This window comes from Cellvibrio sp. QJXJ (genome assembly GCF_024452345.1).
Classification (GTDB): Bacteria; Pseudomonadota; Gammaproteobacteria; order Pseudomonadales; family Cellvibrionaceae; genus Cellvibrio.
The window spans coordinates 4410585-4428903 of the sequence record NZ_CP101662.1; the positions used below are offsets into that span (position 1 = coordinate 4410585).

At 49.1% G+C, this 18319-nt stretch carries 21 protein-coding genes; 13 read left to right on the forward strand and 8 right to left on the reverse strand.

Annotated features, from left to right (window positions below; translation table 11 throughout):
• Positions 1-11: 11 nt before the first annotated feature.
• Genes urtC through urtE form a run of 3 tightly spaced genes read left to right on the forward strand, consistent with a single transcriptional unit; the run spans position 12 to position 2712 of the window.
• Positions 12-1256, forward strand: coding sequence for an urea ABC transporter permease subunit UrtC (gene urtC / locus NNX04_RS19085; RefSeq protein ID WP_261946831.1), 1245 nt, complete (start codon positions 12-14; stop codon positions 1254-1256).
• On the forward strand, positions 1243-1992 hold the full coding sequence (gene urtD / locus NNX04_RS19090; RefSeq protein WP_261946832.1) for an urea ABC transporter ATP-binding protein UrtD: 750 nt from the start codon (positions 1243-1245) through the stop codon (positions 1990-1992). The genes urtC and urtD overlap by 14 nt, the downstream gene beginning before the upstream one ends.
• Before the next feature lie 30 nt (positions 1993-2022).
• The gene (gene urtE, locus NNX04_RS19095; RefSeq protein WP_261946833.1) at positions 2023-2712 is read left to right on the forward strand and encodes an urea ABC transporter ATP-binding subunit UrtE; all 690 of its coding nucleotides are present in this window, start codon (positions 2023-2025) and stop codon (positions 2710-2712) included.
• A gap of 86 nt (positions 2713-2798) precedes the next feature.
• Here urtE and NNX04_RS19100 read toward each other — a convergent pair whose 3' ends face one another.
• Positions 2799-3113 carry a hypothetical protein gene (locus NNX04_RS19100; RefSeq protein ID WP_007644411.1) on the reverse strand — a complete coding sequence of 105 codons (315 nt, stop codon included), beginning with the start codon at positions 3111-3113 and terminating at the stop codon, positions 2799-2801.
• A gap of 200 nt (positions 3114-3313) precedes the next feature.
• Here NNX04_RS19100 and NNX04_RS19105 point away from each other — a divergent pair, with 200 nt between their 5' ends.
• The 3 genes from NNX04_RS19105 to NNX04_RS19115 all read left to right on the forward strand — a co-directional run bounded on the left by NNX04_RS19105 (position 3314) and on the right by NNX04_RS19115 (position 6313).
• Entirely contained in the window at positions 3314-4504 is a 1191-nt protein-coding gene (locus NNX04_RS19105; protein ID WP_261946834.1) for a helix-turn-helix domain-containing protein, read from the forward strand.
• A gap of 140 nt (positions 4505-4644) precedes the next feature.
• The gene (gene fmdA / locus NNX04_RS19110) at positions 4645-5874 is read left to right on the forward strand and encodes a formamidase (protein WP_261946835.1); all 1230 of its coding nucleotides are present in this window, start codon (positions 4645-4647) and stop codon (positions 5872-5874) included.
• A 70-nt stretch (positions 5875-5944) separates the two neighbouring features.
• Positions 5945-6313, forward strand: coding sequence for an FmdB family zinc ribbon protein (locus NNX04_RS19115; RefSeq protein WP_261946836.1), 369 nt, complete (start codon positions 5945-5947; stop codon positions 6311-6313).
• On the opposite strand, the gene NNX04_RS19120 is transcribed toward NNX04_RS19115, so the two are convergent.
• Both NNX04_RS19120 and NNX04_RS19125 read right to left on the reverse strand, forming a co-directional pair.
• Positions 6310-6927, reverse strand: coding sequence for a TetR/AcrR family transcriptional regulator (locus NNX04_RS19120; RefSeq protein ID WP_007644407.1), 618 nt, complete (start codon positions 6925-6927; stop codon positions 6310-6312). The genes NNX04_RS19115 and NNX04_RS19120 overlap by 4 nt on opposite strands.
• Positions 6928-7003: 76 nt before the next feature.
• The gene (locus NNX04_RS19125; RefSeq protein WP_261946837.1) at positions 7004-7201 is read right to left on the reverse strand and encodes a hypothetical protein; all 198 of its coding nucleotides are present in this window, start codon (positions 7199-7201) and stop codon (positions 7004-7006) included.
• Between the two features lie 181 nt (positions 7202-7382).
• On the opposite strand from NNX04_RS19125, the gene NNX04_RS19130 reads away from it, so the two are divergent.
• The 3 genes from NNX04_RS19130 to NNX04_RS19140 all read left to right on the forward strand — a co-directional run bounded on the left by NNX04_RS19130 (position 7383) and on the right by NNX04_RS19140 (position 9219).
• Positions 7383-7856, forward strand: coding sequence for a DUF3465 domain-containing protein (locus NNX04_RS19130; protein WP_007644405.1), 474 nt, complete (start codon positions 7383-7385; stop codon positions 7854-7856).
• Between the two features lie 90 nt (positions 7857-7946).
• Entirely contained in the window at positions 7947-8498 is a 552-nt protein-coding gene (locus NNX04_RS19135) for a cytochrome b (RefSeq protein WP_261946838.1), read from the forward strand.
• A 31-nt stretch (positions 8499-8529) separates the two neighbouring features.
• Positions 8530-9219: a VIT1/CCC1 transporter family protein gene (locus tag NNX04_RS19140; protein WP_151056490.1), complete on the forward strand. Its 690-nt coding sequence runs from the start codon at positions 8530-8532 to the stop codon at positions 9217-9219.
• Here the strand turns inward: NNX04_RS19140 and NNX04_RS19145 are convergent.
• Positions 9199-9906 (reverse strand): type 1 glutamine amidotransferase, encoded by a 708-nt coding sequence (locus NNX04_RS19145; RefSeq protein ID WP_151056491.1) that lies wholly within the window; start codon positions 9904-9906, stop codon positions 9199-9201. The two genes, NNX04_RS19140 and NNX04_RS19145, sit on opposite strands and share 21 nt — an antisense overlap.
• A gap of 298 nt (positions 9907-10204) precedes the next feature.
• Here NNX04_RS19145 and rhlB point away from each other — a divergent pair, with 298 nt between their 5' ends.
• The 4 genes from rhlB to NNX04_RS19165 all read left to right on the forward strand — a co-directional run bounded on the left by rhlB (position 10205) and on the right by NNX04_RS19165 (position 14972).
• Entirely contained in the window at positions 10205-11824 is a 1620-nt protein-coding gene (rhlB, locus tag NNX04_RS19150) for an ATP-dependent RNA helicase RhlB (RefSeq protein WP_007644400.1), read from the forward strand.
• Positions 11825-11906: 82 nt separating this feature from the next.
• Positions 11907-12791 (forward strand): DMT family transporter, encoded by an 885-nt coding sequence (locus NNX04_RS19155; protein WP_007644399.1) that lies wholly within the window; start codon positions 11907-11909, stop codon positions 12789-12791.
• Between the two features lie 28 nt (positions 12792-12819).
• Positions 12820-13629 carry a DODA-type extradiol aromatic ring-opening family dioxygenase gene (locus NNX04_RS19160; protein WP_261946839.1) on the forward strand — a complete coding sequence of 270 codons (810 nt, stop codon included), beginning with the start codon at positions 12820-12822 and terminating at the stop codon, positions 13627-13629.
• Between the two features lie 86 nt (positions 13630-13715).
• Positions 13716-14972 (forward strand): response regulator, encoded by a 1257-nt coding sequence (locus tag NNX04_RS19165; protein WP_261946840.1) that lies wholly within the window; start codon positions 13716-13718, stop codon positions 14970-14972.
• Between the two features lie 79 nt (positions 14973-15051).
• Here the strand turns inward: NNX04_RS19165 and cysZ are convergent, their stop codons facing one another.
• From cysZ to gatB, 4 genes are all read right to left on the reverse strand, one after another.
• Positions 15052-15786: a sulfate transporter CysZ gene (cysZ, locus tag NNX04_RS19170; RefSeq protein ID WP_151056495.1), complete on the reverse strand. Its 735-nt coding sequence runs from the start codon at positions 15784-15786 to the stop codon at positions 15052-15054.
• Positions 15787-16323 carry a rhombosortase gene (gene rrtA, locus NNX04_RS19175; RefSeq protein ID WP_261946841.1) on the reverse strand — a complete coding sequence of 179 codons (537 nt, stop codon included), beginning with the start codon at positions 16321-16323 and terminating at the stop codon, positions 15787-15789.
• Positions 16324-16526: 203 nt separating this feature from the next.
• Positions 16527-16823, reverse strand: a complete 297-nt coding sequence (locus NNX04_RS19180; protein ID WP_007644394.1) for a PA4642 family protein — start codon at positions 16821-16823, stop codon at positions 16527-16529.
• Between the two features lie 48 nt (positions 16824-16871).
• On the reverse strand, positions 16872-18317 hold the full coding sequence (gene gatB / locus NNX04_RS19185; RefSeq protein ID WP_261946842.1) for an Asp-tRNA(Asn)/Glu-tRNA(Gln) amidotransferase subunit GatB: 1446 nt from the start codon (positions 18315-18317) through the stop codon (positions 16872-16874).
• Between the last annotated feature and the right edge of the window lie 2 nt (positions 18318-18319).

An 18319-nucleotide genomic window follows, 5' to 3' on the forward strand; every position in this document is an offset into this window, starting at 1 on the left:
AGTCGATCATTATGTCGAGTTTATTATCGAGTCATGCTACGGCGTCGTTTTTGCCCAAAAAAGATTTGCTCAGTTTTTTGGTGCTCGCGGTAATTCTGGTGATTGTATTGCCGCTGTCGCTGGATATTTTTCGTCTCAATTTAGTTGGCAAATATTTAACCTATGCGTTTGTGGCGGTGGGTTTGGTGTTGTGTTGGGGGTACGGCGGTATTTTGAGTTTGGGGCAGGGGGTATTTTTTGGCTTGGGCGGTTATGCCATGGCGATGTTTTTAAAGCTGGAAGCCTCTGACCCGGAAAGCACAAAAATTCAATCCACACCGGGTATTCCGGATTTTATGGATTGGAACCAAATTACCGAGTTGCCTTTTTTTTGGCAGCCGTTCCACAGTTTTGGTTTTACCCTGCTCGCGATTATTGTGGTGCCGACCATTCTCGGCTACATCATCGGTGTCGCCATGTTTAAGCGCCGGGTGGGCGGTGTTTATTTTGCAATTATCACTCAAGCTTTTGCGGCCATTCTCACGATTTTAATTATCGGCCAGCAGGGTTATACCGGCGGTGTCAATGGCATGACCGATTTGCGCACCCTACATGGCTGGGATATTCGCACCGACAATGCGAAATACATCTTTTATTTTGTGTGTGTATTTATGTTATTCGTGTGTTTGTTTATCGCTCAGTATATTCGTAAAAGTAAATTGGGCCGTTTGCTGGTAGCCATGCGCGATAAAGAAGATCGTGTACGTTTTTCTGGTTACGACGTGTCCAACTTTAAAATATTCGTATTCTGCGTAGGCGCCATTTTCGCGGCGATTGGCGGGGCATTATTTACTTTGCAGGTAGGCTTTATGTCGCCAACCTTGGTGGGCATAGTGCCTTCCATTGAAATGGTAATTTTCTGTGCGGTAGGTGGGCGCTTATCCATCGTTGGTGCAGTGTACGGCGCGCTGGTGGTGAACTTTGCCAAAACGTCTTTTTCAGAAAGCTTTCCTGAGCTGTGGTTGTTTGCCATGGGCGGTTTATTTATCGCGGTGGTAATGGCCTTTCCGAATGGGTTGGCAGGTATCTATAACACCTATGCGGCCCCCAAAGTAGACGCTCTGTTGGAGAAGTTTTTCAACAAGAAAACGGTAGCTGTAGTCGCCGCAGATACGGCATCCAGCGAAAGTGCAAAGCCCAGTGACATTAAAAAAACCTCAACAGTAGCTGCTGAACCCCGATCTATTCCACAAGGAGCAATCCATGAGCCCCAGTAATACTGACTTTGTATTAGCGGTGGAAGGTCTCACCGTATCCTTTGATGGTTTTAAAGCAGTGAATGATTTGAGTTTTTATGTGGATGAAAATGAAATCCGCGTAATCATTGGCCCTAATGGTGCGGGTAAAACCACGGTGTTGGATTTAATTTGTGGCCGCACCAAAGCCACTGAAGGTTCCATTAAATTCCGCAATAAAGAGCTCACCAAAATGAAAGAGCACGACATAGTGAAAGCCGGTGTCGGGCGCAAATTTCAAACGCCGTCGATTTATGGCGATTTGACGGTGTTTGAAAATTTGGAGATTTCGTTTCCGCGCGGTCGCTCGGTATTTGGTGCGCTGGTATTCAAACGCGATGAAGAGGTAGTTAATAAAGTTTATGAAGTGGCGGAGATGATATTTTTAGGCGATCAGTTAGATCGCCAGGCAGAGCTACTGAGTCACGGACAAAAACAATGGCTGGAAATTGGCATGTTATTAATGCAAGACCCTGACTTGTTAATGCTGGATGAACCTGTAGCAGGCATGTCAGTCGGTGAACGCCAGCAAACCGCCGAATTGTTACGCAGCATTATTAAAGATCGCTCGGTGATTGTGATTGAACACGATATGCAATTTGTGGCGCAGATTGCGGACAAGGTGACGGTGTTGCATCAGGGAAAAATTCTGGCGGAAGGTTCCGTGGACAAGGTTAAAAATGATCCCAAAGTCATTGAAGTTTATCTGGGGCATTAATAAACGGCTGCATAACACGAGGAATTAATTATGTTATCTGTATCAGATTACCGGGTGAGTTATGGCCAGAGTGAAGTGCTGCACGGGCTGAACTTTGAAGTTAAACCGCGCGAAATCGTCGCCGTGATGGGACGCAATGGCATGGGTAAAACCACCTTGATGAAATCACTGATGGGTGTTATTCCAAGCAATAGCGGCAGCGTAACACTCGATGGCAAAGAAGTGAGCCAGTTAAAAAGTTATCAGCGTGTTGCTAGCGGTTTTGGTTTTGCTCCCCAGGGGCGCATGATTTTTTCCAGTATGACCGTAAAAGAAAATATTGAAACCGGCTTGACTACTACCAAGCGTCGCACTGTTCCCAAAGAACTTTATGATATGTTTCCGGTATTACTGGAAATGCGCAATCGCCGCGGGGGTAATTTATCGGGCGGGCAACAGCAACAATTGGCCATTGCACGTGCACTGGCCAGTGACCCCAAAATGTTATTTCTGGATGAACCTACTGAGGGTATTCAGCCATCGATTATCCGCGAGATGGGGCGCACGTTAAAAATGATTCGCGATCAGCGTGGTTTATCGATTGTGGTATCGGAACAAGTATTAAGTTTTGCGCTGGATATTGCCGACCGTATTTTGGTGATTGAAAAAGGTGAGATAGTGCACGAAGAACTGCGTTCAACCATTAATGAAGCCAAAGTGGCGGCTTATTTATCCGTATAATTTTTTTAACAACTAAAAAAGTTTCAGCCAGCTTTTGTCACGTCTCGGGCAACTGCTGGCTTTTTTCATTTGTCTATTTTGTGTTACTAATCCTCACGGTTTGGTGGCGGCTCCATATTAGCGTGTTCGGGCATATGGTCGGGCTTGCAGGCGAGCACTGTGTTATCCGCCTGTGTTGGGGGTAGGGAACAAATTCCATTAATCATTTCATCATTGCGCCCCGCAAATGCGCAGGCGTCATTTTCAGTTAAACCTTTGCAGGCCAGCAGTGCTTCCTCCGGTGGTCCGAAGTGGCGTTCATCGCGCAGCGGGCGTTGTTTATCTGCCGCGTATACGGGTTGGGCGATAGTGTGCAATAAAATTCCAATAATGCCGGCCATTTTTAATAGTTTAATAATCATATTAATTTCCTCAGGTTGTTGCGCTTAACTAAGTGATAGTGAGACGCAACAACTCTTAATTTGTTCTCTGACGCAATTAACAATCACAGTATTTGCACAATCCGGATTTTTGCAGACCGCGAATAAACCCCGTATATTGTTTAGCAGACGGCAATGCTGTTAACAGCGAATAAATTCCAATAAAAATAGAGAGATCAACCGTGGATAAACTTGTCTTTAGCTTTAATGACGTTCCTGTCATTTTGATTATTTTTCAGTCGCTATTGTTTGCCATCTTGTTATTGATCGTCAAAGTGGGCAAACGTCAGGCTAATATTTTCCTCGCATTTTTCTTGCTCGCCATTGGCCTGGACGCGCTGGATGCGATGATTTATTGGAGCCCCAGCATCAAACATGTTTACCTCTCTGATCATATACATATTTTTTATTGCCTGAAGTTCAGTGTTTATCTCGCCGCGCCCACCCTGTATTTTTACGTCAAGTCCCTGCTTTATGCCGATTACGTTTTTAGTCGCAAGGATGTAGTGCACTTTATTCCGCTCTTTTTGTTTCCGGTAATGATTGCCGCGCTCTATGCCAGTTTAGGGGAAGAGGGGCGCGAGTTGGGCATTACCCAATTTGGCTTGCTCTATGGCAACCCGGTGTATCAAGTGCATTTGTGGGTGCGCAATATTTTGTATGTGGGCTACGGCGTGGCCTGTTTAATATTGTTGCTTCGTTATAAAGAAGAGCTAAAACAGCGTTATTCGAATATAGAAAAAATCGATATGTTCTGGCTGATGATGTTGGTCGGCGGTTTTTTAATGATTTGGGTGTGGGTGTTTATTTCCTACTTGATTACCCTGTTTAGTTCGTCCATGTGGCTGGGCAATGTGATTGGTATTTCGGGCAATATTTTCAATGCGATTTTTGTTAATGCTCTGGTGGTGTACAGCATGGCACATGTCACTATTGGGTATGTGTTGCAGCCGGTTGAGGATAAAACCGAGGTAAAAGAACCAGAGAGTATCGACCCCGGCATTATGGATAAATTGAACCACATCATGCTGGAGCGGGAATTGTTTCTGGATCCGGATCTCACTCTGGAACAACTGGCGGAAATTACCGGCATTTCTGCGCGCAAAATTTCATCGGCGATTAATCGCACTGGCAAACAGAACTTTTTTGATTACATCAATAATTTCCGGGTGAAAAAAGCGGTGGATATTCTTACCAACAGCATTGCGCAGAATGCGGGCAAGGGCAGCGCCAAGCTTTCTATGTTGGATGTCATGGCGGATGCCGGTTTCAACAGCAAATCCACCTTTTATCGCGCCTTTAAAAAAATGACCAATATGACGCCGACGGAATATCAGGATCAGGCGGCACGTGCAGCCAAACCCGCGCCTTAGTCATCGCTCCCACACTAAAGTCTATACGTCAAATAGCGTAGTCATGCGCGCTATTTGTCGTATTGTTGCTCGCCCCCCGCAATTGGATACTGAACCAGTCACGCGACACTCGTTTGTCCAACCCTACTGGAGTCAGAACCATGGCCGAAACTATTATCAAAATAGATCTGAAAAAATCCCCCTACGAAAATGAAATGATTCACAACCGCTGGCACCCGGATATTCCGATGGTGAAAACGGTAAAACCGGGCGACGATTTTATTATCGAATGTTATGACTGGACCGGCGGCCAGATTGCCAATAACGACAACGCTGACGATGTGCGCGATGTGGATTTAACCCAGGTGCATTTTTTGTCTGGCCCCGTTGGTGTAGAAGGTGCGGAGCCAGGTGATTTATTGGTGGTGGATATTCTTGATATAGGCGCTTTTCAGGAGAGCCTGTGGGGTTTCAACGGTTTCTTTTCCAAACAAAATGGCGGCGGGTTTTTAACAGAGCATTTTCCGGAAGCGCAGAAATCCATTTGGGATTTCAATGGCATGTTTACCAAATCGCGCCATGTGCCGAATGTAGAATTTGCAGGCTTAATGCACCCCGGTTTGATTGGCTGTTTGCCCTCCAAAGAAATGTTGCTGGAGTGGAATAAACGCGAAAAAGAACTTTACGATACCGAACCTGAGCGCGTGCCTGCGCTGGCAACCCTGCCTTATGACGATACTGCGCACATGGGCCGCATGGCTCCCGATGCGGCCAAAGCGGCGGCGGCAGAAGGCGCGCGCACAGTGCCACCGCGTGAACATGGTGGAAATTGTGACATCAAAGATTTGTCACGCGGTTCCAAAATTTATTTTCCAGTCTATGTAAAAGGCGGTGGGCTATCGGTTGGCGATTTGCACTTCAGTCAAGGCGATGGCGAGATCACTTTTTGTGGTGCGATTGAGATGGCGGGCTGGATTCATTTACGCGTGAATTTAATTAAAGACGGCATGGCCAAATACGCGATTAAAAATCCCATTTTCAAACCCAGCCCGATTGCGCCCAAGTATGACGACTATTTAATTTTTGAAGGCATTTCGGTGGATGAATATGGCGAGCAGCATTATTTGGATGTGCATGTCGCGTATCGCCAGGCTTGTTTGAATGCGATTAATTACCTCACCAAATTCGGCTACTCCAAAGCGCAGGCCTATTCGATATTAGGCTGTGCACCGGTGCAGGGGCATATCTCGGGAGTGGTGGATATTCCCAATGCTTGCGCAACACTCTGGCTGCCGACGGATATTTTTGATTTTGATGTGAATCCATCGGCTGAAGGCCCGAGCAAAAAAGTATCACCGGGAATGGATGTGCCTTTGTCGAAAGACAAATAACAGACCCCTCCCAACCTCCCCCTTATTCAGGGGGAGCGTTAGGGTGAGGTTAAAAAACGTGGAGATTAAAATGCCTGTTTACGACTATAAATGCCCCGAGCATGGTTTGTTTTATGAATTGGCGGCGATGGATGAATCCAGCCAGCCAAAAAATTGCCCGACCTGTGCGACTTTGAGTGCGCGGGTATTGATGGTTGCGCCGGAATTTTTGGATATGAAACAGGAGAATCGTGCGGCGCATACACGCAATGAAAATGCGATGCACAGCCCGGTATTGTCAACGCCGGATTATCGCGCGGAGCAATTGGCGCGGCGCGAACATAAACACGGTAAAGGTTGTGGGTGTGGCGACAAGCCGATTCGCAAATCCAATCTGCTGTACACGGCGGAGGGTAATAAAATGTTTCCTTCTATGCGGCCCTGGATGATCAGCCATTAATGGGGCTGATCGGGGGTGCGCAAGGTGTCGATGTAATCGTTCAACGTACTAAATAAATCGCTCAATAATTCTGGCGCTTGCATACATTTCGCGGCGCCCATAATGCCTTGGTAACTGGCCATAATAAACATCGCAATGCGCGTTGGATTAATGTCGGCGCGCACATCCCCTTGCTGTTGTCCCAATTCCAGCGCTTGCACTATCGCTTGATAAATAGCCTCCATCACCATTTCCAGACGCGCGTGAAAGCCTGCATCAATCGCTGCCATTTCCTGATTTAAATTATTTAAAGGGCAGCCTTTAAAACACTGCTCATCGCGGTACTTTTCTGCCTTCCACAAAAACAATTGCTGCATGGCGGTGAGTGGGTCGGGATATTGCTGGCGAAACTCATTCCAGTTGTTATGAAAGTGCTCCATTAAAATTTCATCAACAACCGCATAACCCAGCGCCAGTTTATTGGGGAAGTGGTGATAGAGCGCACCTTTGGCGAGATTGGTTTTTTGCAAAATGGCTTCAATACGCATTCCCTGATAGCCGTTTTGATAAATCTCCTCGTGGGCGGCTTCCAGAATCCGGGTGCGGGTTTGTTCGGCGTTGCGTTCAGTGGCCATGAGGGTCTCTAGGGTTATTAAGTGAAATTCTTATGGTTATGCGATTGTGTGTGATTGCGCGGCAGTGCGCCCCGGGTTATTGGACTTGACACAGATATTGATAACTCATTGCACCGCTGATTAACAATAATCCGAGCAGTACAAATCCGTATCCCAACAGGCGTAGCACACGGATATGGCTCTGCAGCCCGAACGAAAACTCGGCGTATCCGAGCAGGGGCAGTTGGTCGAGTGACGAAACGGATTGACTGGTTGAGGGGGGCAATTGGTTCATCCCTTGGTTCTCCTTGCATGCAGTGGTATCTGATGACGAGCGTTGCTGACCGACCAGTTGGTCTGTTGGTATTTAATAACAGACCATGTGGTCTGTCAAACGACTTGTCGCGTAAAAGTGTGCGTCTTTTGGGTGCACAAGGTATGCTGCGCGACCAGGCTTTAGTGGAGATAAATGAGCGATGCATTGGCCCCGAAAAACCGGTCATTTAGTTGGTTTGGTGATTTTTGCGCTGCTATTGGTGTTGGTAAACAGTGCCAATAAAGCGCAGTTGCTTAGTCACGGCAGTGAGCAACTGGATCTGCCGCTGGATATCAGTGGCCGCGATTTATTGATTGCCGAGGCGTTTGCCAATCGCCAGTCAGATCTGATGTTGGCGGGCGAGGGGCGAGTAGTGCGTGTGTTGCCCGACGATAACAAAGGTAGTCGCCATCAAAAATTTTTGCTGCAGCTGGAGTCAGGGCATTCGCTGCTGATTTCTCACAATATAGACTTGGCGCCGCGTATTGAAACCTTGCGCGAGGGCGAGATGATTGAGTTTTACGGCGAGTACGAGTGGAACGATAAAGGCGGTGTTATCCACTGGACTCATCACGACCCTAAGGGCAAACACGCTGGTGGATGGTTGAGATATCAAGGAAAACTTTATCGCTAGCCGCCCGTTTTTTAGCAAAATTTTCTCCGCAAGCGTCAGCAGGCAGAGTTTTAACACAAGGTTTTAACACAACAAAAACGAGGATCTTTTATGACCAGTTTGTCCAGCCCCAACCGTTACAGCCCGATTTTGATTGCCTTGCATTGGTTTATGTTTGTGCTGCTGGTGGCGGTGTTCGTCACTATTGAAATACGCGGTCAATTTCCGCGCGGCAGCGAGCCACGTGAATTGGTAAAGGCGCTGCACTTTATGTTGGGCATGGGCGTATTGCTATTAGTGGTGGTTCGGTTGGCGCTGCGCCTTTCCAGTAAAACCCCGGCAATTGTGCCTGAGCCCAAATTATGGGAGAACCTCTTGTCCAAGGTGGTTCATATCACCCTTTATGCGTTTATGATTTTTATGCCTATTGCCGGCTGGATTATTTTGAGCGCTGAAGGGCATGGTGTGCCTTTCTTTGGTTTGGAATTACCGCCACTGTTAGATGAAAACGCGGCATTGGCTGAGCAAATGGAAGAGCTGCACAAACAAGTCGGCACCTTTGGTTATTACCTGATCTCGCTGCATATTGTCGCTGCCTTATTTCATCACTACGTAAAACGTGACAATACCCTGCGCCGTATTTCGCCTTTCAAGGCGGAATAAAATCCCTGTTTTCTTTTGGCTGGAGAGCACTATGCGTCATCGCGAAGTTCATCGTTCACATCATTCGGGCTGGCTGCGTGCAGCGGTTCTGGGGGCCAATGACGGGATTATTTCCACCGCCAGCTTGATGATGGGCATCGCGGCTGCCGCCAGCGATAGTGCCGCAATTCTGCTCGCGGGTGTCGCAGGTTTAGTGGCGGGTGCAATGAGCATGGCGGCGGGTGAATATGTATCGGTGCGCTCCCAGGCCGATACCGAAGCCGCTGATTTGGCGCGTGAGACTCATGAGCTGGCCACCGATAGCGTCGGTGAACACCGCGAATTGCAAGAGATATATGTCGCGCGGGGGTTGGAACGTGAACTCGCGCGCGAAGTTGCCAAACAATTAATGCAGCACGACGCGCTGGGTGCTCACGCGCGCGACGAGCTGGGTATCACCGAGGCGATGAGCGCGCGCCCACTGCAGGCAGCGCTCACTTCGGCCGCCACTTTTGCGGTGGGGGCTTTTATTCCTCTGTTAGTTGTCCTGCTGGCACCGGCAACTCAGTTAACCCCTGCCATTGCGTTGGTTTCACTAGTCGCCCTGGTATTACTGGGTGGGCTTGCCGCCAAAGTGGGTGGCGCCAATATGCTGCTCGGCAGCCTGCGGGTGGGTTTTTGGGGCGCCGCCGCGATGGCTCTGACTTTTGCGGCGGGTCATCTATTTGGCGCGCTGCTCTGAGCCAAAAACCAGTGCAATTACCTCGCTCATGGCGCGATTGATCTGCTCAAATTTTTCATTGCTTGCGAGTATCGCCTGCGCGGTTTGGGTGTAGCGCGACCCATCAATATCTTCTGCACAATGTTCAATTAACGCCCGTGCCGAAGTGGGTGTGGTTTCCAAATGGAACTGGAAACCGTATACCTTATCCCCGTAACAAAATGCCTGATTACTGCAGCCTTCACTGCGTGCAAGATGTACTGCACCCGGCGGTAGTGCAAAGGTATCGCCATGCCAGTGAAATACATCTGCGTAGCGTGTGAATACTTGAGCGATAGGGTGAGTTGCCGCTGCGGGATTAATGCTAATTGGCAGCCAGCCAATTTCTTTGTGCGGGTTGCGTGTGACTTTGCCGCCCAATACATCGGCAATTAACTGCGCTCCCAAACAAATGCCCAGCACAATTTTTCCGGCGGTTATCGCCGCTTTAATCAGCGCTTTTTCATCCGCCAGCCAGGGGTAAATCGCCTCGTCATAAATACCCATGGGGCCGCCCATGACAATCAGCGCATCAAAATCATTCAGGGCTGGTGCTGTATCGCCGTTGTACCAATGGGTGGTGGAAAGTGCATAACCGCGCGCGCGAAAGTCATTGGCCATACTGCCAATATCTTCAAAGGGGACGTGCTGCAGGCTGTGAATTCTCATGGTGTGTTCCTTCTGTTGTATTTTAATTGCCACAGGAATGAGTGAAACTCTGCCGCTGATTATGCAGAGATCCTGCCAATTCGGGTGTATTAATTCCATACAATTGGCGTCAAACCCGCTGATTGTCTGACGATTGGTGTATACTCGGGCACAGTTTGTGCGTGCAATTAACAGTCATTTTGCGCACTTCTTTTGCTGTTTCGCGCCGGGTTTAATGCCCTGTGATAAAAGCGAAACAGCATTTACATAGGCACGTCTGCGTGACTGCCACTCAAGCCGTTGGCTGTAATAACTTTTGGTGAATAGATTGATCGGAAAACTTTTTAAAAAATTGATTGGTTCAGGTGCGGATAAACCTGAAAAGAATGAGGCTAACCTAAAGCCTGCCAGTGACAAAACAACTGCCAGTGACAGATCTGGCGCAAAAAAACACCCCCGCGAGCGCAGCGGCCAACAGCAAAATAGTCGCGGTAATCGCAATAGCCGCGACCAACGCCCCGGCCAAAAAACCGAACAGCAAACCCCCGCCGTTCAGCGCGATCACTCCGCTAAACCTCCGCGCCATTCAGCTGCACCACGTCCCAAAAAAGCGCTAAAAGTGGATCACGGCCCGTGGGATATTGCCCAGTTTGACGTTGAAGAAGTAGAGGGCAAGAGCCGCTTTCACGATTTTGATCTGGAATTGCCAATCATGCGGGCGATTGCCGATTTAGGCTTCAAATACTGCTCGCCCATTCAAGCGCAATCCCTGCCTTATGCATTGCAAGGTAAGGATGTGGTGGGCAAGGCGCAAACCGGTACCGGTAAAACCGCCGCGTTTTTGACTGCGATTATTGATGACCTGTTAAAAAATCCCATCACCGAAAAACGCTATGCCGGTGAAGCGCGCGCGCTCATTATCGCCCCCACGCGCGAACTGGTTATCCAGATTGCCGAAGATGCCAAAGGCCTGTGCAAATACACCGATCTGAAAATCCACACGCTGGTAGGCGGTATGGATTACGTCAAACAACAGCGCCATTTACACGATGATCTAGTGGATATCCTGGTGGCGACACCTGGTCGTTTGCTCGATTTCTGCGGCAATAAAGACGTGTACCTGGATCAACTGGAAATCCTGGTTATCGATGAAGCCGACCGCATGTTGGACATGGGTTTTATCCCGCAAGTGCGTCAAATTGTGCGTCAAACGCCCAAACGTGAAGATCGCCAAACCCTGTTTTTCTCCGCGACGTTTACCGATGAAGTGCGCACCTTGGTAGAGCAGTGGACTTACAAGCCCGTCACCATCGATATCGAACCCGAGTCGGTAGCCAATGAGCGGGTGGATCAGCATGTGTATCTGGTTTCGACCGAAGAAAAATACACACTGCTGTATAACCTGATTCAACAAGAACACGCCGAGAGCATGATTGTGTTCGCCAATCGCCGCGATGAATGCCGCGATTTGCAGGAAAAATTGGAGCGTCACGGTATCAAAGCCGGCTTGCTCTCCGGGGAAATTGCACAGAATAAACGTGTATCTACGCTCGATGCGTTTAAGTCCGGCGAAATTAAAGTGTTGGTGGCAACCGATGTTGCCGGGCGCGGTATTCATATCAGCGGTATCAGCCACGTGGTGAATTTCACCCTGCCAGAAGAGCCGGAAGATTATGTGCATCGCATTGGCCGCACCGGCCGCGCCGGTAAGAACGGCACTTCGATCAGTTTTGCCTGTGAAGACGATGCGCAGTTGTTGGAGCCGATTGGCACGCTATTGGGTAAACCCATCAAGTGCGAACAACCGCCGGAGTATTTAATGTTGGCGCCGCCGGAAAGCTTGCCCGCACCGGCCCGTGCGCGTAACAACGACAGGCACAGTAATCGCTCCGTGGGCAATCGCCCCGGAGGTAATCGCAGTCGCCGCCCGCGTCACTGATTAGCGCTAGCACCTTTTTATCCGTATCCTTAATTGACGTCGCCCGGCTTTGTGCCGGGCAGTGCCATCGCCCGGAATGGTTATGTCTTCAGCCAAGTCAGCCCTGTTAAGCCTGCATCTGGGCGCCTTTTTGATGGGTGCTACAGGGCTCTTCTCCAAAATCATCGAATTGCCTGCGTGGGATATCACCGGTTATCGCACCTGGATCGCTGCCTTCATTTTATTTGCCTGGGTATGGTGGCGCGAGCGCAATGTCGCCCTGCGCTCAGCCCGTGATTATGGCCGCATGTTGATCCTCGGCGTGTTGCTGGCGCTGCATTGGGTAACGTTTTTTTATTCCATGCAGGTCGCCAATATTGCCGTCGGTATGATTTCCCTTTACGCCTATCCGGTGGTCACGGTTTTTCTGGAGCCATGGCTCAAACGCACCAAGCTCGATTGGCGCGATGTGGTCAGCGGTTGTTTGGTGCTGTTTGGTATTTATTGGCTGGTGCCGGAATTTAATATCGACAACAACATGACCCAAGGGGTGATTTGGGGTGTGATTTCAGCGGTGACTTTTGCAGTGCGTAACTTGTTGCTGAGTTACTGGTTCAGCAACCAAACTGCGGCGCGCTCGATGAGTTATCAAGTGTTGATTGTCGCCCTGTTAATGACGCCAGTGCTTATTCTCTCTCCGCATCAACCATCTACCCACGACTGGTGGCTGCTTTTGTGTTTAGGCGTTTTTTTTACCGCATTCACCCACACACTACTGGGTTATTCGCTGCGCTACTTAAAGGCTAAAACCGTTGGTTTGGTGGCGTGTTTGCAGCCCGTCTATGCCGTGGGTTATGAGATTGCGGTGCTGCACACCTATCCCGATTGGAGTACGCTGTTTGGCGGCAGCATTATTATGGCCGCGGCGATTTACGAGTCGGTGCGCGAACATAATAAAGCGGCGGCTACGGCAGCCGTTAACCTCTAGTTCTGCATCACACGCAGTTGGGAGTTTTATGATGAGCGCATTAATGCCTGTTGTGTTTGTACCCCATGGCGGTGGCCCTATGCCGCTGTTGGGCGATATAAACCACCGCGAACTGACGCATTTTATGCAATCACTGGCGGCGGATTTGCCGCGCCCAACGGCGATTGTGGTGATTACCGCCCACTGGGAAGAAGAGCAAGTCAGTATCAGCAACTCCCCCGCGCCGGGCATGATGTACGACTACTACGGTTTCCCGCCCGAGAGCTATGAATTCAGTTATCCGGCGCCGGGTAATCCCGCACTCGCCAAACACATCCAACAGCTATTACAGCAGCAAAATATTGATGCGCGCCTGGATAATCAGCGTGCCTATGATCACGGGACTTTTGTGCCGCTGATGTTGATCTACCCCGCCGCCGATATCCCGGTGGTGCAATTGTCGCTACTCGCCTCGCTCGACCCCGCAGCCCATATCGCCATAGGCAAAGCGCTCGCCCCGCTGCGTGAGCAGGGCGTGTTGATTGTTGGCTCGGGTATGTCATTCCACAATATGCGCGCGTTTTTCTCCAACGATCCAGCGGTGCGTGGCAAAAGTGAAACCTTTGATTACTGGCTAACGGAAACGCTCACCGCTGACACTCTCACCAATACACAGCGCGAACAGAACTTGAGTCAGTGGGCCGTTGCACCACAAGGGCGTTTTTGCCACCCGCGTGAGGAACACTTGCTGCCACTGCATGTGTGTTTTGGTGCAGCACTGCAAGCCGCGACACCCGCCCGGCAAAATTTTAGTGGGCTGCTGTTCAACACCGCTATTTCCGGTTTTATCTGGCGCTAAAGATCCAGCTATTTCATAGGCTTGGCGCATTTTTCTAAAATTTGTCTACACTCAATGGATATTTAAGCGTCATTGAGTGATCTGCTATGAAAAAAATTCTAATTGTGGAAGACAGCGATATGGTGATGAAAATCCTGCGCCATTTGGTGCAGGCATCATCGCTCCCCTACGAACCGGTTTACGCGATCAGCCTTGCGCAGGCGGTTGCGCTCTACGATGAGTCGCCCGCTGATTTTTTTGCTGCGCTGGTGGATCTCAATCTGCCCGATGCCCCCGATGGTGAGGTGGTGGATTTCACTCTCAGTAAAAAAATTCCCACCATAGTGCTCACCGGCTCCTACGACGAAAAACGGCGCGAGCAGTTGTTCAACAAAGGCATTGTGGATTACGTGACCAAAGAAGGTCGCTATGCCTACAGCAAAGCTATCGCGATGATTCATCGGCTGGAAAAAAATCAGCACATCAAAGTATTGGTGGTGGACGATTCGGATATGTCGCGCAAACATATGGCGAATTTATTTCGCCGCCATTTATTTCAAGTGGTTGAAGCAGTTGATGGTGTGGATGCGATCCAAGTGCTGTTGGAAAATCCGGATATAAAATTATTAATCACCGACTACAACATGCCCAAAATGGACGGCTTTGAGCTGGTGCGTAACCTGCGCTACAAATACGACAAAACCGATTTGATTATGATTGGTGTGTCGGGCGAGAGCAGCGAGGCGCTTTCAGCCAAGTTCATTAAACACGGTGCCAATGATTTTTTGCGCAAGCCGTTTCACCCGGAAGAGTTTTACTGCCGCATTATCCACAACATTGAATATCTGGAGTTGGTTGAGCAAATTACCAACAGTGCCCAGCGCGATCATCTCACCGGCCTCTACCATCGTTCTTATTTCTTTAACGCCGCGCGTGAGCTATACAAAACCGCGCAAGAGAAATCATCGCCCTTGTCTATGGCAATAATCAATATCGATAACTTTAGCGAAATCAATCAGCAACACGGTAATGCCTGGGGCGATGAAGCATTGAAACAAATCGCCAGCAGCTTGCAAACCATGTTGGGGCGGTTTTTATTGGCGCGCGCCGACAGCGATGATTTTTATGTGATGCTGCCGGGGCTGGATCATGAAAAAGCCGCAGCGTTTTTGAGCAAAGTGAAACAGTTATTGGCCGCGGAGCAATTTGTTATCAATGGACAAAATATAGGTGTCTATTTTAGTGCTGGTGTGACTAGCCAGCTGCATAATAGTTTGGATCAACAGATCGCCAAGGCAAACGAATATTTGCGCCGCGCCAAAGACGCGGGTGGCAATATGATTGTGGATGATGGCGACGAATAAATACACGCGGTTTTTAATGGTAAGGGCGCGATTTATCGCGCCCTTTTTATGTTGAGTGGCTTTTTAGAGACGGCGAGCTTCACAGGTGGCGCACTTCCTTAACCCAATAAATTGTCGCACCCGCTACCGCAATCGGTGTAACAAAAATATTCAATACCGGCACCATGCTGCCTAGCAAAATAATCCCACCGTAAGAATAACTGGTTAATTGTTGGCTATTTAAACGGCGGCGCAACTCGCGGAACTCCAATTGGTGGTTGTCTGCCGGATAGTCAGAGTACTGTACTGCCATGCTCCAACAGCCCCAGAGTGCGCCAATAATCACTGCGACTAAATTCAGGCCGGGAATAAAAAAACAAACCACCAAAATAAGTAATACCAGTAAACCCCGGCTGACAAAATACCAAAGCTTAATCAGTTCGCGCTGCAAAGTGCGCGGAATCAGTTGCCCCCAAGGTTCGTCGGGTGGTGGCGTTCCGGTTAAATGGGCTTCAATTTTTTCGGCGAGTAAACCAAAAAAAGGCGCCGCAATAAAATTGGTAATAATGTTAAAGCTATAACCGTAGATCACTAAAAAAATAAACGCGACCAAGGGCCATAACAACCAGGCCAGCCAGTCTAACCAGCCCGGTGACCACTCCAGGATTTGGTAAAAAAAATCACTGAACATATTAAACAGTGTGGCGGTCACTAGCACAAAAATAACCAGATTAATCAGCAGCGGAATTAAAATAAACCGGCGAAAACCGGGTTGCACAATCAGCTTGCCACCTGCCATAAAGTAATCAATTGCTTTCCCGGGAGAACCTTGCATCTATAGCTTCCTTTTTAAGCGAATTATCAGCCAATTACCGCCTACAAAAACGATTCCGGCAATTGCTCCGTATAAGTGTGACTCCACCGCAACCGCTGCAGGAATCAGTTGTTGTAAATCTGTCGCTTCATAACCAGCACTATTTTCCTGCACCAGCTTGGCGGTTACTAATACTAGGGCCACAACACGAATCCACACCGGGTATGCGCGCGTTTGTAACAGCCCTGCCACAATTAATCCATGAATCGTCCCGGACAATCCCGCATAAGGGGAGTATTCAGGGTTAAAAAAATAAATCCCTACACCTACGCTTGCTCCGCACCACAACAACAAGAGCGAGAATTTTTTTAGTGATACATCGGTAAAAAAAGCCAGTGTACACAACACCAGCGCGGCGACATTCATCAAGCTATGTGCCCAACCGAAATGTACAAGATTGGCGGTGAGTAAGCGCCAGGCTTCACCAGCACTAACCTTGTCGGGGTAAAGGCTGAGTTCGTCGAAAATACTGCCTTGAAACCCCGTTAGTGTAAACATCACTGCGCTCAATAAGACACACAAGATAATGTTTGGATTAACAGTGAAATTTGTCATATGCGGTACTTTTAAGTTTTTGAACTGATCCAGTCAAAGTGTATAAGTCCGCCCGGACAGGTAGTGACTTGCTGTAGTCTATATTTACTAAAAGCAAAAAGGCAGCCGGTGAGGGCTGCCTTTTTATTTTGCATGCGGTGTTTTATTTACTTCGCGCCAGCAGCTTCCAAGGCAACGGCGTATTCTTCGCCGTTGCGATGGGCTTTTACCACTTGCAGGAAGGTTTTGCCTTCCGGGCCGATTGCGTTGAGGTCTTTGCCGGCTTCGATAAATAATTTGACGAAGGTGCCAAAGTTTTCGCCGCGCATGCCGCGATAGGCTTTTTCCAATAAATGGTAATCGGCGTTGATGCCAGCAGGTGCCGGATATTCCAAGAAGGTGGCGATGCGCGCTTCGTCGAATATTTCGCCGAGAACTTTTTCTTTGTCTTTACGTTGGCTCATGTGGACTCTCTATTTTTGACGCCCTCTCGGGGGAGAGGGCTTGGGCTCTTAACCGTTTAATTTTTTAACTAACAATTCATTCAACACTTGTGGGTTGGCTTGACCCTTGGATGCTTTCATAGCTTGACCGACAAAGAAACCGAGCATTTTTGCGCGTTTGTCTTCGGCGGCGGCGCGGTAGCCTTCAACCTGTGCCGTGTTGGCGGCGATGATGTCATCGATAATTTTTTCCAGCGCGCCGGTATCGGAAACCTGTTTCAAACCTTTGGTTTCGATAATAGTGTCGGCATCGCCTTCGCCGTTGCAAATCGCTTCAAAAACCTGTTTGGCGATTTTGCTGGAGAGAGTGCCGTCTTTCACGCGCACCACCAAACCAGCAAGCAGTTCTGGTGTTACTGGCGATTGGTCAATGCGCTGTTCGGTGCGATTTAAATAAGCGCCCAGGTCAGCCATGATCCAGTTAGCGGTGAGTTTGGCTTCACCGGAAATTGCCGCTGAAGCTTCAAAAAATGCCGCCGTAAATTTATCCATGGTGATTTGACCTGCATCATAGCTGCTCAAACCATATTGCTCGACAAAGCGCGCGCGTTTGGCTTCTGGCAGCTCTGGCATTTGCTGGCGTACAGATTCGATGTAGGCATCATCCAGAATTACCGGCAACAGATCAGGGCAGGGGAAGTAGCGGTAGTCGTTGCTGTCTTCTTTGCTGCGCATGGAGCGGGCTTTTTTGGTGTCGCCGTTGTAGAGACGAGTTTCCTGAATGATTTTTCCGCCGTCTTCGAGGACATCAATTTGACGCTCAACTTCGAGCGCAATTGCCTCTTCCATAAATTTAAATGAGTTTAAATTTTTGGTTTCTGTGCGGGTGCCGAGTATTTCAGAACCTTTCGGGCGCACGGAAATATTGACGTCAAAACGCATGGAGCCCTGGCTCATTTCACCATCGCAAATTTCCAGCGAGGTAACGATGGAATGCAATTTTTTGGCAAAGGCAACGGCTTCTTCGGCACTGCGCATATCGGGTTCGGTAACCACTTCAATCAGTGGCGTGCCTGCACGGTTTAAGTCGATACCGCTCATGCCGGCGAAATCTTCGTGCAGGGATTTACCTGCATCTTCCTCCAGATGCGCGTGGTGAATGCGAACGCGTTTGGTGCGGCCACCTTCCAATTCTAAATCCACAAATCCCGCGCCGACAATTGGCTCGGCGAGCTGTGTGGTTTGATAGCCTTTCGGTAAATCGGGATAAAAATAATTTTTGCGCTCAAATACCGAGCGCTTGCCGATTTCCGCGTTCACCGCCAAGCCAAACATAGTGGCGAAGCGAAAGGCTTGTTCGTTAGCGACGGGCAGGGTGCCGGGCAGCGCCAAGTCGATAGCACAGGCTTGGGTATTTGGCTCAGCGCCGAATGCAGTGCTGGCGCCGGAGAAGATTTTGGTTTTGGTCGCGAGCTGTACGTGAACTTCCAACCCGATTACGGTTTCCCATTGCATTT

Excerpts from the sequence above, each read along its gene's own strand:
- urtC (WP_261946831.1), top strand. The coding sequence starts at position 12 with ATGTCGAGTTTATTATCGAGTCATGCTACGGCGTCGTTTTTGCCCAAA.
- urtD (WP_261946832.1), top strand. The coding sequence starts at position 1,243 with ATGAGCCCCAGTAATACTGACTTTGTATTAGCGGTGGAAGGTCTCACC.
- urtE (WP_261946833.1), top strand. The coding sequence starts at position 2,023 with ATGTTATCTGTATCAGATTACCGGGTGAGTTATGGCCAGAGTGAAGTG.
- NNX04_RS19100 (WP_007644411.1), bottom strand. The coding sequence starts at position 3,113 with ATGATTATTAAACTATTAAAAATGGCCGGCATTATTGGAATTTTATTG.
- fmdA (WP_261946835.1), top strand. The coding sequence starts at position 4,645 with ATGGCCGAAACTATTATCAAAATAGATCTGAAAAAATCCCCCTACGAA.
- NNX04_RS19115 (WP_261946836.1), top strand. The coding sequence starts at position 5,945 with ATGCCTGTTTACGACTATAAATGCCCCGAGCATGGTTTGTTTTATGAA.
- NNX04_RS19120 (WP_007644407.1), bottom strand. The coding sequence starts at position 6,927 with ATGGCCACTGAACGCAACGCCGAACAAACCCGCACCCGGATTCTGGAA.
- NNX04_RS19125 (WP_261946837.1), bottom strand. The coding sequence starts at position 7,201 with ATGAACCAATTGCCCCCCTCAACCAGTCAATCCGTTTCGTCACTCGAC.
- NNX04_RS19130 (WP_007644405.1), top strand. The coding sequence starts at position 7,383 with ATGCATTGGCCCCGAAAAACCGGTCATTTAGTTGGTTTGGTGATTTTT.
- NNX04_RS19135 (WP_261946838.1), top strand. The coding sequence starts at position 7,947 with ATGACCAGTTTGTCCAGCCCCAACCGTTACAGCCCGATTTTGATTGCC.
- NNX04_RS19140 (WP_151056490.1), top strand. The coding sequence starts at position 8,530 with ATGCGTCATCGCGAAGTTCATCGTTCACATCATTCGGGCTGGCTGCGT.
- NNX04_RS19145 (WP_151056491.1), bottom strand. The coding sequence starts at position 9,906 with ATGAGAATTCACAGCCTGCAGCACGTCCCCTTTGAAGATATTGGCAGT.
- NNX04_RS19155 (WP_007644399.1), top strand. The coding sequence starts at position 11,907 with ATGTCTTCAGCCAAGTCAGCCCTGTTAAGCCTGCATCTGGGCGCCTTT.
- NNX04_RS19160 (WP_261946839.1), top strand. The coding sequence starts at position 12,820 with ATGATGAGCGCATTAATGCCTGTTGTGTTTGTACCCCATGGCGGTGGC.
- NNX04_RS19165 (WP_261946840.1), top strand. The coding sequence starts at position 13,716 with ATGAAAAAAATTCTAATTGTGGAAGACAGCGATATGGTGATGAAAATC.
- cysZ (WP_151056495.1), bottom strand. The coding sequence starts at position 15,786 with ATGCAAGGTTCTCCCGGGAAAGCAATTGATTACTTTATGGCAGGTGGC.
- rrtA (WP_261946841.1), bottom strand. The coding sequence starts at position 16,323 with ATGTTTACACTAACGGGGTTTCAAGGCAGTATTTTCGACGAACTCAGC.
- NNX04_RS19180 (WP_007644394.1), bottom strand. The coding sequence starts at position 16,823 with ATGAGCCAACGTAAAGACAAAGAAAAAGTTCTCGGCGAAATATTCGAC.
- gatB (WP_261946842.1), bottom strand. The coding sequence starts at position 18,317 with ATGCAATGGGAAACCGTAATCGGGTTGGAAGTTCACGTACAGCTCGCG.